General features: G+C 37.0%; 15 protein-coding genes. 13 read left to right on the top strand and 2 right to left on the bottom strand.

Annotated features, from left to right (window positions below; translation table 11 throughout):
• Nucleotides 1-2: 2 nt before the first annotated feature.
• From fad_RS09015 to fad_RS08960, 12 genes are all read left to right on the top strand, one after another.
• Complete coding sequence (locus fad_RS09015; RefSeq protein WP_081143111.1) at nucleotides 3-899, top strand: ABC transporter ATP-binding protein; 897 nt, start codon at nucleotides 3-5, stop codon at nucleotides 897-899.
• Nucleotide 900: 1 nt separating this feature from the next.
• Entirely contained in the window at nucleotides 901-2,385 is a 1,485-nt protein-coding gene (locus fad_RS09010; protein WP_081143110.1) for an ABC transporter permease subunit, read from the top strand.
• 99 nt (nucleotides 2,386-2,484) lie between these two features.
• Entirely contained in the window at nucleotides 2,485-2,712 is a 228-nt protein-coding gene (locus fad_RS09005) for an ATPase (protein ID WP_009886975.1), read from the top strand.
• A 12-nt stretch (nucleotides 2,713-2,724) separates the two neighbouring features.
• Nucleotides 2,725-3,294, top strand: a complete 570-nt coding sequence (locus tag fad_RS09000) for a V-type ATP synthase subunit E family protein (protein ID WP_009886974.1) — start codon at nucleotides 2,725-2,727, stop codon at nucleotides 3,292-3,294.
• Nucleotides 3,294-4,355, top strand: a complete 1,062-nt coding sequence (locus fad_RS08995; protein ID WP_081143109.1) for a V-type ATPase subunit — start codon at nucleotides 3,294-3,296, stop codon at nucleotides 4,353-4,355. Before fad_RS09000 ends, fad_RS08995 begins: the two co-directional genes overlap by 1 nt.
• Nucleotides 4,356-4,664 (top strand): V-type ATP synthase subunit F, encoded by a 309-nt coding sequence (locus fad_RS08990; protein WP_009886972.1) that lies wholly within the window; start codon nucleotides 4,356-4,358, stop codon nucleotides 4,662-4,664.
• Entirely contained in the window at nucleotides 4,665-6,434 is a 1,770-nt protein-coding gene (locus tag fad_RS08985) for a V-type ATP synthase subunit A (RefSeq protein ID WP_081143108.1), read from the top strand. It abuts the gene before it with no gap.
• On the top strand, nucleotides 6,427-7,803 hold the full coding sequence (locus fad_RS08980; protein WP_009886970.1) for a V-type ATP synthase subunit B: 1,377 nt from the start codon (nucleotides 6,427-6,429) through the stop codon (nucleotides 7,801-7,803). Before fad_RS08985 ends, fad_RS08980 begins: the two co-directional genes overlap by 8 nt.
• Complete coding sequence (locus fad_RS08975; RefSeq protein WP_019841541.1) at nucleotides 7,803-8,441, top strand: V-type ATP synthase subunit D; 639 nt, start codon at nucleotides 7,803-7,805, stop codon at nucleotides 8,439-8,441. The genes fad_RS08980 and fad_RS08975 overlap by 1 nt, the downstream gene beginning before the upstream one ends.
• A gap of 136 nt (nucleotides 8,442-8,577) precedes the next feature.
• Nucleotides 8,578-8,901, top strand: coding sequence for a V-type ATP synthase subunit H (locus fad_RS08970; protein WP_009886967.1), 324 nt, complete (start codon nucleotides 8,578-8,580; stop codon nucleotides 8,899-8,901).
• Between the two features lie 4 nt (nucleotides 8,902-8,905).
• Nucleotides 8,906-10,834: a V-type ATP synthase subunit I gene (locus fad_RS08965; protein ID WP_081143107.1), complete on the top strand. Its 1,929-nt coding sequence runs from the start codon at nucleotides 8,906-8,908 to the stop codon at nucleotides 10,832-10,834.
• Between the two features lie 46 nt (nucleotides 10,835-10,880).
• A complete protein-coding gene (locus fad_RS08960) occupies nucleotides 10,881-12,056 on the top strand; it encodes a mandelate racemase/muconate lactonizing enzyme family protein (protein WP_081143106.1) in 1,176 nt (391 codons plus the stop codon).
• A gap of 5 nt (nucleotides 12,057-12,061) precedes the next feature.
• On the opposite strand, the gene fad_RS08955 is transcribed toward fad_RS08960, so the two are convergent.
• Entirely contained in the window at nucleotides 12,062-12,352 is a 291-nt protein-coding gene (locus fad_RS08955) for an MTH1187 family thiamine-binding protein (RefSeq protein ID WP_081143105.1), read from the bottom strand.
• Nucleotides 12,353-12,403: 51 nt separating this feature from the next.
• Nucleotides 12,404-12,958 carry an NADPH-dependent FMN reductase gene (locus fad_RS08950; protein WP_081143104.1) on the bottom strand — a complete coding sequence of 185 codons (555 nt, stop codon included), beginning with the start codon at nucleotides 12,956-12,958 and terminating at the stop codon, nucleotides 12,404-12,406.
• Between the two features lie 85 nt (nucleotides 12,959-13,043).
• Between fad_RS08950 and fad_RS08945 the strand changes: the two genes are divergently transcribed.
• Complete coding sequence (locus fad_RS08945) at nucleotides 13,044-14,465, top strand: tRNA sulfurtransferase (protein ID WP_081143103.1); 1,422 nt, start codon at nucleotides 13,044-13,046, stop codon at nucleotides 14,463-14,465.
• Nucleotides 14,466-14,468: the final 3 nt, after the last annotated feature.

Raw genomic sequence — 14,468 nt, 5'->3', positions numbered from 1 at the left:
CAATGATAGAAATTTTACACCTTTCAAAATCATTTAAAAATTTTAAAGCAGTATCAGATTTAAACCTTGAAATAAACAACGGGCAAATAATGGGGCTTGCAGGCCTGAATGGTGCCGGAAAAACAACAACAATAAGGGCTGCATGCGGTATAATATTTCCAACTTCAGGAACGATCACCGTTAATAATTTTGATATAGTTAAAGAAAAAATAAAAGCATCCAGAAACATTGGCTGGGTTCCGGAACTGCCAAATTTTGAACCAGATGCCAGGCCAGTACCCCTTCTGAAATATTATGCAGGATTTTACGGTATAAAACCGGACGAAGCGGAGAAAAATGCTATTGAAATGATGAAACAGTTTGATATTTACAATTACAGGAATAGAAAATTAAAGTATTACTCCCAGGGAATGAAAAAGAGATTTGCACTCATAGCTGCAATGATAGGAAATCCTGACAATTATCTTTTCGATGAAACATTGAATGGGCTTGATCCAAACGGTGTTAAAGAGGTAAGGGATTTAATTATTAATCTAAAAAAGCAGGGAAAATCTATACTCCTTTCATCCCACATATTATCTGAACTGCAGAACGTTGCAGACAAAATTGCAATAGTAAAGAATGGTTCTGTAGTCAAAACGCTTTCAAGGGATGATCTGATGCATTTGGGGACAACAGGAACAAAAATACACATAAAAAACCCCGATGCCGGTATGGAAAAAATATTATCGGAATTCGGGGAATTTACATCAGATGGCACCTATTATTACATCAAAAATAATGGTGAAGTTGATGTTTCTGAACTTAACAGGCAACTTGTAATTAAAAATTACAGGGTGGATTATATCAGCATGGAGAATGAAACACTGGAAGATTACTTTTTGAATATGGTGAAATAAGATGAATGGATTTTTATATGATATAAAACGTACTATTACAGGAAAATTTACCATTATACTCATAGTTCTGCTTGTACTGGTAACCGCAGCATCTGCTTATGGAGCCGGAGTCAGTTCTGACTATGCACATCCAGGCAATACAGCTATAGTAATGCCATATATTAACCAAACTGGCAATTCAGTAAATATAACTGATTATGTAATAAATGGCTATGGAGACCCGGTTTCAGGGTTGCATATAACTTCATCTTTATATTACAATTCGAATAATAGTTTAATAAAATACTTCAGTGGAACAACCAATAGTACAGGCTATGTTCATTTTATCATTAAGAATTTATCTACAAATTTAACATACCGCTATAACGAATATTACCTGGATGGAATCGCACTGGTTGGATCCAATAATACCATGAATTATTATAATGGGCAGAATATTTTAATAAATGACGCATCCACTTTTGCAGCACCATATTATTCAATCAATTTTAACGATTCTAAATATCCATTATATGCAGTAAATTTGAAGGATAAATCTGACCCTGCACTGGTAAGCACAATGATATATAACCCGGACTATAAATTCACAGATAGCCCTGATGTCTATTATAATACATCTTCTACGCTTTTAAACACCAATCACTTTAACAAAACGAATACAGTATATATAGGAAAAGTAAACTCGAACAGGTTTATTGTCACACCACCCCTGAAGACCGCAGATGCCGGCAAATCTGTGAATATTTATATTGTTAACAGCACAGGTGCAGTGATAGTACCATTTCTAAATTACGAGTACACTTACATAAAGCCCGGTTCAATATTACAGGATGAGCTTGCCATATTTTTCGGTGTATTGCTGATACCAATAATGGGGATATTCTCAGCATATTTCTATTACAGCAAGGATAAGACTTCAGGAGTCCTGGAATCAATAATAGTCAGGCCCATAACAAAAGGCAAACTTATGATGTCCAGATTTGCTGGAAATTCCGTTAGCTTCCTTGCAGGATTATTGATAGCTCTTGGTCTTGCTGATTTTATCCTGTATCATTATACAGGTGTTTTTATATCATCAGGAACGTTCCTTACAATACTTTTAGGATACCTTGTAGAAATAATAGGATTTGCAGGAATTATTTACCTGGTTTCCCAGTTTGAAAAGACCCAGGGGCAGGTATTAGGAACAGGGCTTGGAATGTTATTTATTATGGGATTCATGTGGTCAACTATAGTTTCACCAGCTATCCTGTATTTACTGCGTGTTAAATCTACGGGAATTGCATATTTCAAGGACCTCCTTATAGTCAATTCTTTTTCTCCATCATATTTCCCTGATTTAATATCGGATTACCATCTCGGTTCATACAGTACATATAAGGCGTCGGCAGTTGGCATTAACATATATTCTATAATCGCAGTCGGACTTATCTGGATACTGGTTCCGTCTTTACTGGCTTTATATTTTGCCAGGAAGAAGGACTAGGACTTATTTTTATTATTGTAAAATACATATAGTTTAAATATAACACTTCGCAATAAATAATTTTATATAAGTTATTTCAATGGGGAATTAAGGATATTTATGATTACTACACCGGATGCTATATTGGCTTTGGCAGCTTCAATTGCCATTGCCGGCGGATTGATTGGAACTGGGATGGCTCAACAGGGTATCGGAGCTGCTGGAATGGGTATAATTGCAGAAAAACCAGAAAAATTTGGTCAGGTATTGTTTTTCTTTGTAATACCGGAAACCCTGTGGATTATTGGTTTTGTTCTGGGAATTATATTACTGTTGCACGTAATATAAGAAAGATTTTTTATGTCACTTGAAAATATATTAAATGAGATAGATAATACGACCCAGGCAGAGCTCAAAGCCATAAGAGATGAGTATTCTGCCAAAATAGAGGCTATTATAAAATCCTGCAATGATAAAATATCCAGGATTAAGAATTACTATGCTGTAAAATCTGATAATGATGTTAAGAATATAATAAAGCAGTACGAGGACAATATTAGATTGCAGTCAAAAAAAATCATTGATGACAAAAAAAAGGAAATACTGGTTAACACTATGCAAAAACTAAGGTCTTATGTCACATCACTTAACAAATCTTCCAATTACCCTGAATTGCTAAAAGCTATGGTTAATGAATCGAAAAAAGAACTTGGGAATAAGTTCACCGTATACTGTGATGAAATGGAAAACGAGAAACTTCAGGGTTTTAAATTCCCGGATTCAATTAAATTTATTATAGACAAATCAATAAAATCTGGAATTATAGCGGTCAGTGCAGATGGGAAAAAAGAAGTAGATATGCGCTTAAGCAGTATTTTTGATGAAATTTCATACGATGTAGAAACATATCTATATGAAAATATTAAATAATGGTGGTTCCAATTAACACTACATATTCAGGAAGTTATGGAAGGTTAAAGATACATTTCAATGATTATCTTAGCGATAGTTTTGTAAAATCACTTCTTGAACTTGATATTAAAGATATAAGGTTGAAATTATATGAGACATCATACCGCGATGATATAGATAAAGCTACAACAATAAGCAATGATGATGTGGATATTCTGATTACAGCAATTAACCGGCATGTGATAAACAATGCTAAAATAGCACTGTTCGCAGTCCCGCCCCAGATAAAATCGTTTATGAAATCATATGTATCGAAATGGGATATAGAAAGTATAAAGGCGATTATTACTTCTAAAGTTATACACCACGATATAAAATATAATGACAGTTTCATAATGAGTTTCAGGGATATCCCTATGGGAATATATGCAGGAAACCTGAAGCGAGATGATTTCAGGGCTATAATGGAAAAAAACGACGTGGATTCTGTGATTAATTACCTTCTCAATTACGGTTTTAATTATCTGCTGAAAGAGCTGGAAGAATACAAGAAGACAGGAGATACATCATCCCTCCTATCAGCTATGGATTACCGTTATTATAATGACCTTATTAAAACCGCATTGTTCTATAATGGGGATGAAGGGCAGATTATTAAATATGTAAAAACCGTGGTGGATTTAAAGAATATTCTTACACTGGCAAAGGCAATTGAGCTCAACGTTCCATTTGAAAAAATAGAAAACAGTATTATAGATAATGGCAATTTTTCCAGAACAGCACTTTCTGATACTTTCAGGTCTGGAAGTGTTATTGAGCTGCTTTCACTTTTTAAGCATTTTAACATAGATGAAGCTCTGGATTACTATAAAGAAAATAAAAATCTGAGCCAGTTTGAGATAGGCATGAGAAAGTCATTATTCCATGAATTCGTCCCGGTAATGATCAGGGACACAGCATCTCTCTTTATTTTTGCATATATCCTCTATGCAGAAAGAGAACGTGATAATCTCAGGACAATAATAATAGGCAAGTCATATAAGCTTGATAATAATACAATAGAGAGGATGCTGATTTAAATGTACGATCTTTGTTTGATAGGGGAAAGGGAACTTGTAGCAGGCTTTAAATTAGTAGGAATCAACGATACATTTACTGCAGACCCTGAAAATGGGAAATCCATTGTAAAAGAATTGTTCAATTCAAAGAAATATAATGTGATTATGGTTTCACAATCATTTGAAAAGTATATGACCCCCGATGAAATAAACTTATACGCAGGGTCTATTAGCCCGCTTGTAATATTTATTCCCCTGCCAGGAATAAAAGAAGAGGAATCGGTATACGATCTGGCAAAAAAAATTTTGGGCATTGATATTGGTGATTAAATGGAAAATAAAGGAAGTATATATAGTATATCTGGACCGGTAGTAATAGCAACAGACCTTGATGGCAAAATGTTTGATGTGGTACGGGTTGGTGAAATGGGCCTCGTAGGTGAAGTTATAAAAATAGTTGGAGATAAATTTACAATCCAGGTTTATGAAGATACCAGCGGGCTCAAACCAGGCGAACCTGTATATTCAACAGGCAAACCCCTCTCTGTCGAACTTGGCCCGGGCCTGCTTAAATCCATATATGATGGAATACAGAGGCCTCTTGATATAATTCAATCAGAAACAGGTGATTTTATAGTCAGGGGGGCAACAGCACCTCCACTGGATGAAAAGAAAGAATGGGATTTCGTTCCACTGTTAAAGGAAGGGGATGAAGTTGAGCAGGGATATATACTTGGCACAGTTCAGGAAACTAATATAATAACCCATAAAATTATGGTTCCGTATGGCATTCGTGGCATAATAAAAAGCATAAGCAAAGGAAAATTCAAAGTATCTGATACTGTATGTATAATCGACACTGGAACTTCCAAATATGATATAAAATTGAAGCAGATATGGCCTGTCAGGCAGGCAAGAAAGGTATTTCTTAAATTTGCACCTGAAATACCATTAATCACAGGCCAGAGGGTAATAGATTCATTCTTCCCTGTTGCTAAGGGCGGCACTGTAGCAGTTCCGGGCCCATTTGGAAGCGGGAAGACAGTAATACAGCACCAGCTGTCCAAATGGTCTGATGCAGATATAACCGTTTATGTTGGCTGCGGGGAAAGGGGAAATGAGATGACTGAAATACTTTCAACATTCCCTGAACTGCAAGATCCCAAGAGCGGAAAACCACTCATGGAAAAAACAATACTTATTGCAAATACTTCCAATATGCCTGTGGCAGCAAGGGAAGCCAGTATTTATACAGGAGTTACCATAGCTGAATATTACAGGGATATGGGTTATGACGTAGCTCTTATGGCAGATTCAACAAGCAGGTGGGCAGAGGCACTGAGGGAAATATCTGGAAGATTGGAAGAAATGCCAGGTGAAGAAGGATATCCTGCCTATCTGGGAAGGAGAATATCTGAATTTTATGAAAGATCTGGAAATGCCCAGATAATAGCACAGGATGAAAGGACAGGCTCTATAACCCTTATAGGAGCAGTATCGCCTCCAGGTGGAGACCTTTCAGACCCTGTTGTGCAGAATACCTTGAGAGTTACAAGGGCATTCTGGGCTCTTGACGCCTCACTTGCATCCAGAAGGCATTTTCCTTCAATTAACTGGCTTAACAGCTATTCGCTTTACCTGGACTCCCTTTCCGGGTGGTTTAAATCAAACGTGAACCCTGAATGGCCACAGATGCATTCACTCATGATGGGTATACTCCAGAAAGAATCAGAGTTACAGGAAATTGTGCAGCTGGTGGGATATGACTCATTGCCAGAGAATCAGAAAAACGTTCTGGACATTGCAAAGATTATCAGGGAAGATTTTCTCCAGCAGAATGCCTTTGATGATACAGATACATACTGTTCAATAAAGAAACAGTATGAAATGCTTACAATTATTAAAACACTTAATGAAATGCAGGAAAAATCCATAGCTTCTGGATTGAAGTTAACCCAGACTGCAACACTTCCTGTGAGGATGAAAATATCAAGAATGAAAGAAATTCCAGAAAACGACTTTGAGAAATTCTACAATGACGTGATAAAGGAAATAAATAATGAATATGATAATATAATGGAGGGTGTTGAAAGTGTCTGATATTATTTACAGGTCAATTTCACAGATAAATGGTCCACTTCTATTTGTGGACGACGTGAAAAATGCATCGTATAATGAAATTGTTAGCATAATACTGGATAACGGAGAGCGTGTTAAAGGCCAGGTACTTGAAACCAGGAACGGCGTTGCGGTTGTCCAGGTGTTCGGTTCAACTACCAGCATGAGCCCAAAGAGTACCGGGGTATCGTTCACAGGAAGCACATTCAAGCTTCCAGTATCTGATGATATGCTTGGCAGAATATTCAATGGATTCGGTGAACCGGTAGACAATGGCCCGAAGATTTATTCAAAGGATAAGGTAGATATCACAGGTGCTGCAATCAATCCATATTCACGTGAAGAGCCAAGTGAATTCATAGAAACGGGAATATCAACCATAGATGGAATGAATACACTTGTTATGGGACAAAAGCTTCCAATATTCTCTGGAGCAGGATTATCCCATAACAGGCTGGCGACACAGATAGCGAAGCAGGCAAAAACCCTGAAAGGCGGAGAAAAATTTGGTGTTGTATTTGGCGCTATTGGAATAACAAGTGAGGAAGCAAACTATTTCATGAAGCAATTTGAGTCGTCAGGCGCACTGTCAGAATCCGTAATATTCCTGAATCTGGCATCAGATCCATCCATGGACAGGATAATACTGCCCCGTGTTGCATTAACAACTGCAGAATACCTGGCATATGAGAAAGATATGAACATGCTGGTTATCCTCACAGATATGACAAATTACTGTGAAGCACTCCGTGAAATATCATCTTCAAGGGAGGAAATCCCTGGAAGGCGTGGATATCCTGGCTATATGTATACCGATTTAAGTACAATATATGAAAGGGCAGGAAAAATAAAGGGAAGGAACGGCTCAATCACACAGATACCTATTCTTACAATGCCAGGGGATGATATAACAAACCCGGTGCCTGACCTTACAGGATATATAACTGAAGGGCAGATAACACTATCAAGAGACCTTAGCAGGAAGGATATATATCCAGAGGTAGATGTCCTTTTATCCTTATCACGTCTCATGAACCAGGGTATAGGGTCTGACCATACCAGGGAAGACCACAGAGGCCTGGCCGATCAGCTATATTCCTCATATGCAAAGGGAAAAGACGCCAGAGCATTAAGTGAGATTGTTGGCGAAGAAGCTTTGAGTGTATCAGATAAAAAGTACCTTCAATTTGCAGAGGATTTTGAAAGCAAATACGTAAACCAGGGAGATACTGACCGTTCCATAGAAGAAACTTTGAATCTTGGATGGGACCTGCTTTCAATTTTGCCTAAAGAGGAAATGAAAAAGGTAAAATCCGCATATATACCAAAATACGGGAAATGGGAGGAATAATGGCAAATACTGTAAGACTTACCAGAATAGAACTTATAAATACGAAAAAACGGATAAAAGTAGCTTCTAGAGGACTCGAACTCCTGAAAATGAAAAGACAATCCCTGGTAATGGAATTCTTTAAAATTAGCAATGAGGTCAGAGGGCTTAGAGAAAACATCAAAAATGATATAGAAAAAGGGTTGAATGCAATTAAAGTGGCAGAGATAATAGATGGAACTCTTGAAATCGAAAGAATTTCATACATGTTTTCTTCGCCAGAAATTAAAATAGGCGGGAAAAATATAATGGGTGTTACAATTCCTGAAATGTCAGCCCAGGCAGGAAAAAAGATAATTGACGATTCATATCTTGCAAATTCTGTTCCTGTGTCAATCTATGATGCAATTACACTCTTTAATAAAATATTCAAAGAGCTTCTGGAAGTTTCCCAGAAAGAATCATCAATGCGCAAATTGTTAAATGAAATAGACAAGACAAACAGGAGATCCAATGCAATAGAAAATATAATGATTCCAAGGTTTAACAACAACTATAAAATCATCAGGGAGCATCTGGACGAATTGGAAAGGGATTCATTTGCAACCCTGAAATTTGTAAAAAGCCATGTAGTTTCAACTGGAGAAAATAATAAATAGGTTTGGCCCTATTATATATTCAAAGGGAATATATGGGCAATGTTGAAAAATTCAAAAGGATAAGAAAGATCATACGGATAATAAATATCCTGCTTGCAATAGCATTTATTGCAATACTGATAATGGTGATAATTAAATGACAGAAATAGATGAATTGAAGGTAATTAAAAACAAAGAAGAAGCAAAAAAACGTTCCATAGCAGAGCTAAAGGAGGAAATGGAAAAACAGTTAAACCAGCAAATAGCTGAATGCAATGAAAAGGCAAAAAACCTGGAAAATCAAATAATAAATGATTACAATAAAGCCATAGAGGAAATAAAGAAATCAGAAAGCAGGAAAATGGCTGATGCACTTGATACCCAGAGAGCCAGATCAAATGTAATGAAAGTTGACATATCTAACAGAAAGCTTGAAGAGAAAGTGTATAATCTTATTCTGGAATATATTACTAAAATGTGATAAAATGCTAAAGCCCGTGAAGATGACAAAAATCAGGATTATTGGCCTGAATACGTATAAAAATAAAATAGTAGATGATATGCATGATCTAAATGTTATACAGATAGAGAATGCAGAACCTGAGGTTGCAAAGGTATTCAACACCCAGGGCTCCAACGCCAATTACAAGGTTTTATCTGAAAATCTATCACGGTTCAAGGGATTTCTTTCAATACTTCCACAGAGGGAAGTTAAACATAAAAAATACTACAGTTCTCCGGAGGAAGTCCTGGAAGATATATCAAAAATATACATAGCCGGCGAATTAAACAAACTCAAAGATGATGAAGAGAAACTTACAGCAAAGATCCAGGAAAATAAGATTACCTTAAAACCACTGGAGTTATTATCGGGCTTTGGTGAAGATTTATCAATATTAAATAATGATTACGTTGAAAGTTTTATAATTAAATCGTCAGATGAAACTGAAAGTCTCAAAACAGATTATGCAACATTCATCAATTTAAATAATGGCTATTCAACCGTTACAATAAATAGAAAAAACGAACCAGAATTTCTTTCCATACTTTCATCAAAAACCTATGATATGATGAAGATCCCGGAATTGAACGGGACCGTAAAGGAAAATATAGAATTAATCCATAACACCATTAATGAAGCTTCAAACGCAATAGAGGGAATAAAATCATCCCTTAATGCATTGTCAGATAAATATTATGAACCTGTGGCACAGATAACAGAACAGCTTGAAATATATGTGAAAGAAGAAGAAATTTTAAGCAATATTGCTTTTTCTGAAAATGCTTTTGCTCTCGAGGGATGGATTCCCGAATCTGAATATGAAAAAGTTTCTTCAGTGCTTAATGAAGATTCAAATAACACAATGTTTATCCAGAAGATAGAAACAAAGGAAGACCCTCCAACAAAACTCTCGAATCCAAAGCATTTTAAAATATTCGAATTTTTCATAAGATTCTATTCATTGCCAGAGGAGTATGAATTTGATCCGACAATGATATTTGCCCTTGTTTTCCCTGTATTTTTCGGTTTAATGGTTGGTGACGCAGGGTACGGCCTGGTTATCCTCCTGATATCACTGTTTATAATACACAGGGTTGACCACCCACCGGCAAAAAGCCATATACCAAAAAAATTATCCGGATTTATTCTCATGATAATGGGGAAGAATTCTTTAAAAACACTTGCAAAAGCACTTATACCATCTTCAATAATCGCAATAATATTTGGTATAGTATTCAATGAATTCTTTGGATTTACCATATATCCGGTGCCATTCAGGCTCAGTTCCACTCCGGTGCCGGTCATACATATTGGAGAATTGCTGATGATTTCCGGTTATATCGGGCTTGCTTTTGTCACCTTCGGCTTCGTCCTTGGAATAATTAACAATGCATATATAAATCACAGAAAAGCTGCAGTGGCTAAAGTAGGGTGGATACTGATGGCATGGGCCTTTGCAATACTCGGCCTTAATCTAATACACAGGGTCAGCCTTAGCCCCCTGGAAACATCCTCACTTATTGGCTATGTAATGCTCATAGTTGGCTTTATAACCGTAGTTGTTTTCGAAGGCACACTTAGCCTTATGGAAATTCCATCAATTATTTCACACATACTTTCATACACAAGGATTGTAGGGATACTCCTGGCATCTGTTGTCCTGGTCCTTGTCATAGATACCGTATTCAGGGCAACATTATCTGACCCATTTTATTTTATAATAATCGGTGTTGTGGTGCTGGTTGTAGGGCAGCTGTTCAATCTAATAATAGCTGTATTTGAGCCAGGCATACAGGGCGCAAGGCTTCTATACGTGGAATTCTTCTCTAAATTTTATTTTGGAAATGGAAAGCCGTTTTCACCATTCGGGAGCAACAGGCGTTTTACCCTGAAGAAATTCGACAAAAAATAATTTTTCTCCATCCAAAAATTAATATGTATTATATAATTGATTGTGCATGGAAACTATAAAAAACATAGAAATATACGAACTTGGGTCTCCTGAAGAAAAGTCCTCTCCATGGAGCTCTACAATACTTATACTGAAACTCACATCCTCTGATGGAAGGGTTGGCTTCGGCGAAGCGCCTACCACGATGATGACACTTCCTGTGAAAGAAAGCATGAATGAGGTTGCCAGGGTATTCCAGGGCAAGAATTATTTTGATATAGAAAAAAATCTAAGGGATTACTATAGAAATGCCTTTTACGTAGCGAAATCCGTTGAGGAAACAGCAGCATTGAGCGCATTTGAGATTGCATCATGGGACCTGATAGGGAAAAACCTCGGGTCACCAATCTATAATTTGCTGGGTGGCAGATTTAACGAAAAAATCAGGGGATATGCCAACGGGTGGTATTCCGATTGTGTTTCTCCTGAAGATTTTGTTTCAAAGGCAAAATCCCTTGTCTCACGTGGATATAGTGCATTTAAATTCGACCCATTCGGAAGCAACTATGATAAAATAACCGTGGATGGGGTAAAAAAAGCACAGGAAATAGTGGCACAGATGAGATCAAGCCTCGGTGAAGGTGTAGATTTATTAATTGAATGCCACGGAAGGTTTTCTCCAAAATATGCCATAATGGCAGGAAAAGCACTGGAGGAATATAACCCGCTGTTTATAGAGGAGCCAATACATCCTGAACTTGAAAGGTTCCTGCCAGAATTCAGGGCCAGGGTAGATATTCCGGTGGCACTTGGTGAAAGGCTGCTTAACAAGGAAGATTTTGCCAGGTACATTTCCGATGGAATGGTGGATGTTATACAACCGGATTTAACCAATTCCAAAGGCATTCTGGAGGCAAAAAAAATCGGTGCAATTGCAGAATCATTCGGAATTTCCGTAGCATACCACAATGCCTTCGGCCCGGTGCAGACGGCGGCAACGTTAAATGTTGATTACACCCTTCCAAATTTCTTAATACAGGAAAGTTTTGAAGAATCATGGCCATCATGGAAAAAGAACCTTTTCACAGGATATTCTGTGGAAAACGGTACAATGGCATTATCAGGGAAACCAGGGCTTGGCATTGAGGTAAACGAAAAACTTCTGGAAAATAGCAAAGTATCAGGGATGGAGCCGCTGGGTACAGAACCACCATGGGTAGTCTCAGGTACTTTTAAGCCATAATTTTTTTAGCTGACATATTTCATTTTTCTTTCAACTGAGTTTTCTACATCGGTTCTGCTATCAATTCTTAATATAGTCTCTACCCTGGGAAAACCCATATTTTCAATAAACTTTTCAGCATCCTTTATCGCATCCATTAAAATATCAATATTACTGCATTCAATTACAGTAGCCATGCTATTTGGATAGCATTTAATTGAATTATTATTCTTTAACCGGCTAACAACCTTCTCTATAGTATCGCCCACAGAAACTCCTTTTCCAATTGGATAAAATGTCACATCCGCTATGATCATGGAACTATGATACTGAAAGAATATAAAAATATATTATTTTATTTTAAAAAATTATTTTTTTAGCTGCCTGGCAAGATTTACAAGGTTCTGTAGCAACTGCCCGGCAAATTTAGCTGTCATCTCATCCTTAAGCTTGCCTTTTTCATCGAATTTATCCTGTGCAAATGTTAGAAAAACTTCAGGTGTATTTACAGGAATCATATCAAGGAATACACAAACCTGGCGGAGGTGGTACTGTGCCCTTGAACCGCCCAGCATGCCTATTGATGAACTCATAATGGCTACAGGCTTTCCATTGAAAGGATTATCACCATATGGCCTCGAAGCAACATCTAAAACATTTTTTAAATATCCGGGGATTGAGTAATTGTATTCTGGAGTAACCATCAAAACTCCATCAGATTCCTTAATCTGCCTCTTAAACTTTTTTACATTTTCCGGGTAATTGTTCTCCTCATCCTGGTTCATTAAAGGAAAATTCTTTATGTCCAGTATTTCAAGTTTAGAATTCTCAGGCATCAATCCAACGGCGTTCTCAAGCAAATACCTGGAGTATGACTCTTTCCTCAAGCTACCTCCAAATCCTGCTATTTTTATTGTTTCCATGCTGCTTAAATATCTTTATATGTTAAATATTTTAGCTATACTTTTTTAAAGCAACGCATAAATAGCTAATAAATATACAATAACAATGTTCATTGTAAGGTATTCAGAGATAGGCCTTAAGGGAAATAAAACGAGGAGGAATATGGAAAAACTCCTTATTGAAAACATTATATCATCATTGCCGGAGGATTCTGGCCTGAAATACAAAAAGAGTGATGGAAGGATTTATTTATATTCAGATAGCCCGGAATTAATGAATATTCTGCCAGATATTTTCGGTGTTAAATCATTTTCCAGGGCTAATGAGTATACATTCAACACCATTGAAGATATAGTAACACGCTGCGTTGAAAACTATTATAGCTACGTAAAAAATAAAACTTTTGCTGTAAGGGTAACCAGAAAGGGAACGCATAATTTTACATCTAAGGACCTGGAAATTGCCATTGGAAATAAGTTATACGATAATTCTTCCGGTGTAAACCTGGAAAGCCCGGAAGCGCCCATATATATCGAAGTACGGGACAAAAATTTCTATACATTTACAGAAAAGATGGAAGGCCCGGGAGGATTGCCATTAAAATCCGAAGGGATAGCAATTTCACTGTTTTCTGGAGGCATCGACTCTCCTGTGGCTACATTTATGGTTATGAAGCGTGGCATGGCAACAGACCTGCTTTTCTGCTCCCTGGCGCACCCCTCAGATACACTGTACATGCTTAAGGCAGCAAGAAACCTTTTATTCCGGTATTCTTACGGGTATAACAGCAATATATACATACTGGACGGGACCTCGTTGATAACCGGAATTCTGCGAAATCCGGAACAGAAATATGCAAACCTTATCTTCAAAAAGCTTCTTTATTCATATGCAGAGGGGCTTTGCCAGGAAAATGATTATGATGCCATTGTGACAGGAGAATCTATCGGGCAGGTTTCATCCCAGATTCCAAAAAACCTCAAATCACTTTCCTACGGTATCAATACTCCACTATTCCGCCCATTAATAGGCTTTGACAAGGAAGAAACAATAAACTATTCAAAAAGAAAGGGGCTGTATATGGACGAATCCATAGGGGAATTCTGTTCATTGTTTTCAAAAAACCCGGGAATAAATACGGCTTATAGAGATTTGAAGCCAGAAGTTGAGAAATTTCCTTTAAAGGAAATATTGCACGAAATAATAAAAATAAAGAAAGACGAAATTGATGATTATGTCAATTCAATAAATAACAGTAAAAGTGATACGATACCGGAAAACAGCATAATTATAGACCTCAGAGATAATAAGGATTTTGATCTATGGCACGTTCCCGGGGCAATAAATATGCCTGTAAGTTCCATAGATTCGCTGGCTGAATCAGGAAATCCTGATAAAAATTACTTTTTCTATTGCAAAAAGGGGCTTAACAGTGCTTATGCAGCATCAATTATGAGATCCCACGGATACAATTCATTTTATTCAACTGAAAAGGACATTAAAAAAATGGATGCTATCAAAAATTAAGGC

It is taken from the genome of Ferroplasma acidiphilum, from assembly GCF_002078355.1.
GTDB lineage: Archaea > Thermoplasmatota > Thermoplasmata > Thermoplasmatales > Thermoplasmataceae > Ferroplasma > Ferroplasma acidiphilum.
The sequence above is the reverse complement of the archived record's forward strand: the minus strand, read 5'-3'. Positions and strand labels throughout refer to the sequence as shown.

Coding starts and splice junctions, on each gene's coding strand:
- fad_RS09015 (WP_081143111.1), top strand. CDS start 3: ATGATAGAAATTTTACACCTTTCAAAATCATTTAAAAATTTTAAAGCA.
- fad_RS09010 (WP_081143110.1), top strand. CDS start 901: ATGAATGGATTTTTATATGATATAAAACGTACTATTACAGGAAAATTT.
- fad_RS09005 (WP_009886975.1), top strand. CDS start 2,485: ATGATTACTACACCGGATGCTATATTGGCTTTGGCAGCTTCAATTGCC.
- fad_RS09000 (WP_009886974.1), top strand. CDS start 2,725: ATGTCACTTGAAAATATATTAAATGAGATAGATAATACGACCCAGGCA.
- fad_RS08995 (WP_081143109.1), top strand. CDS start 3,294: ATGGTGGTTCCAATTAACACTACATATTCAGGAAGTTATGGAAGGTTA.
- fad_RS08990 (WP_009886972.1), top strand. CDS start 4,356: ATGTACGATCTTTGTTTGATAGGGGAAAGGGAACTTGTAGCAGGCTTT.
- fad_RS08985 (WP_081143108.1), top strand. CDS start 4,665: ATGGAAAATAAAGGAAGTATATATAGTATATCTGGACCGGTAGTAATA.
- fad_RS08975 (WP_019841541.1), top strand. CDS start 7,803: ATGGCAAATACTGTAAGACTTACCAGAATAGAACTTATAAATACGAAA.
- fad_RS08970 (WP_009886967.1), top strand. CDS start 8,578: ATGACAGAAATAGATGAATTGAAGGTAATTAAAAACAAAGAAGAAGCA.
- fad_RS08965 (WP_081143107.1), top strand. CDS start 8,906: ATGCTAAAGCCCGTGAAGATGACAAAAATCAGGATTATTGGCCTGAAT.
- fad_RS08960 (WP_081143106.1), top strand. CDS start 10,881: ATGGAAACTATAAAAAACATAGAAATATACGAACTTGGGTCTCCTGAA.
- fad_RS08955 (WP_081143105.1), bottom strand. CDS start 12,352: ATGATCATAGCGGATGTGACATTTTATCCAATTGGAAAAGGAGTTTCT.
- fad_RS08950 (WP_081143104.1), bottom strand. CDS start 12,958: ATGGAAACAATAAAAATAGCAGGATTTGGAGGTAGCTTGAGGAAAGAG.
- fad_RS08945 (WP_081143103.1), top strand. CDS start 13,044: ATGTTCATTGTAAGGTATTCAGAGATAGGCCTTAAGGGAAATAAAACG.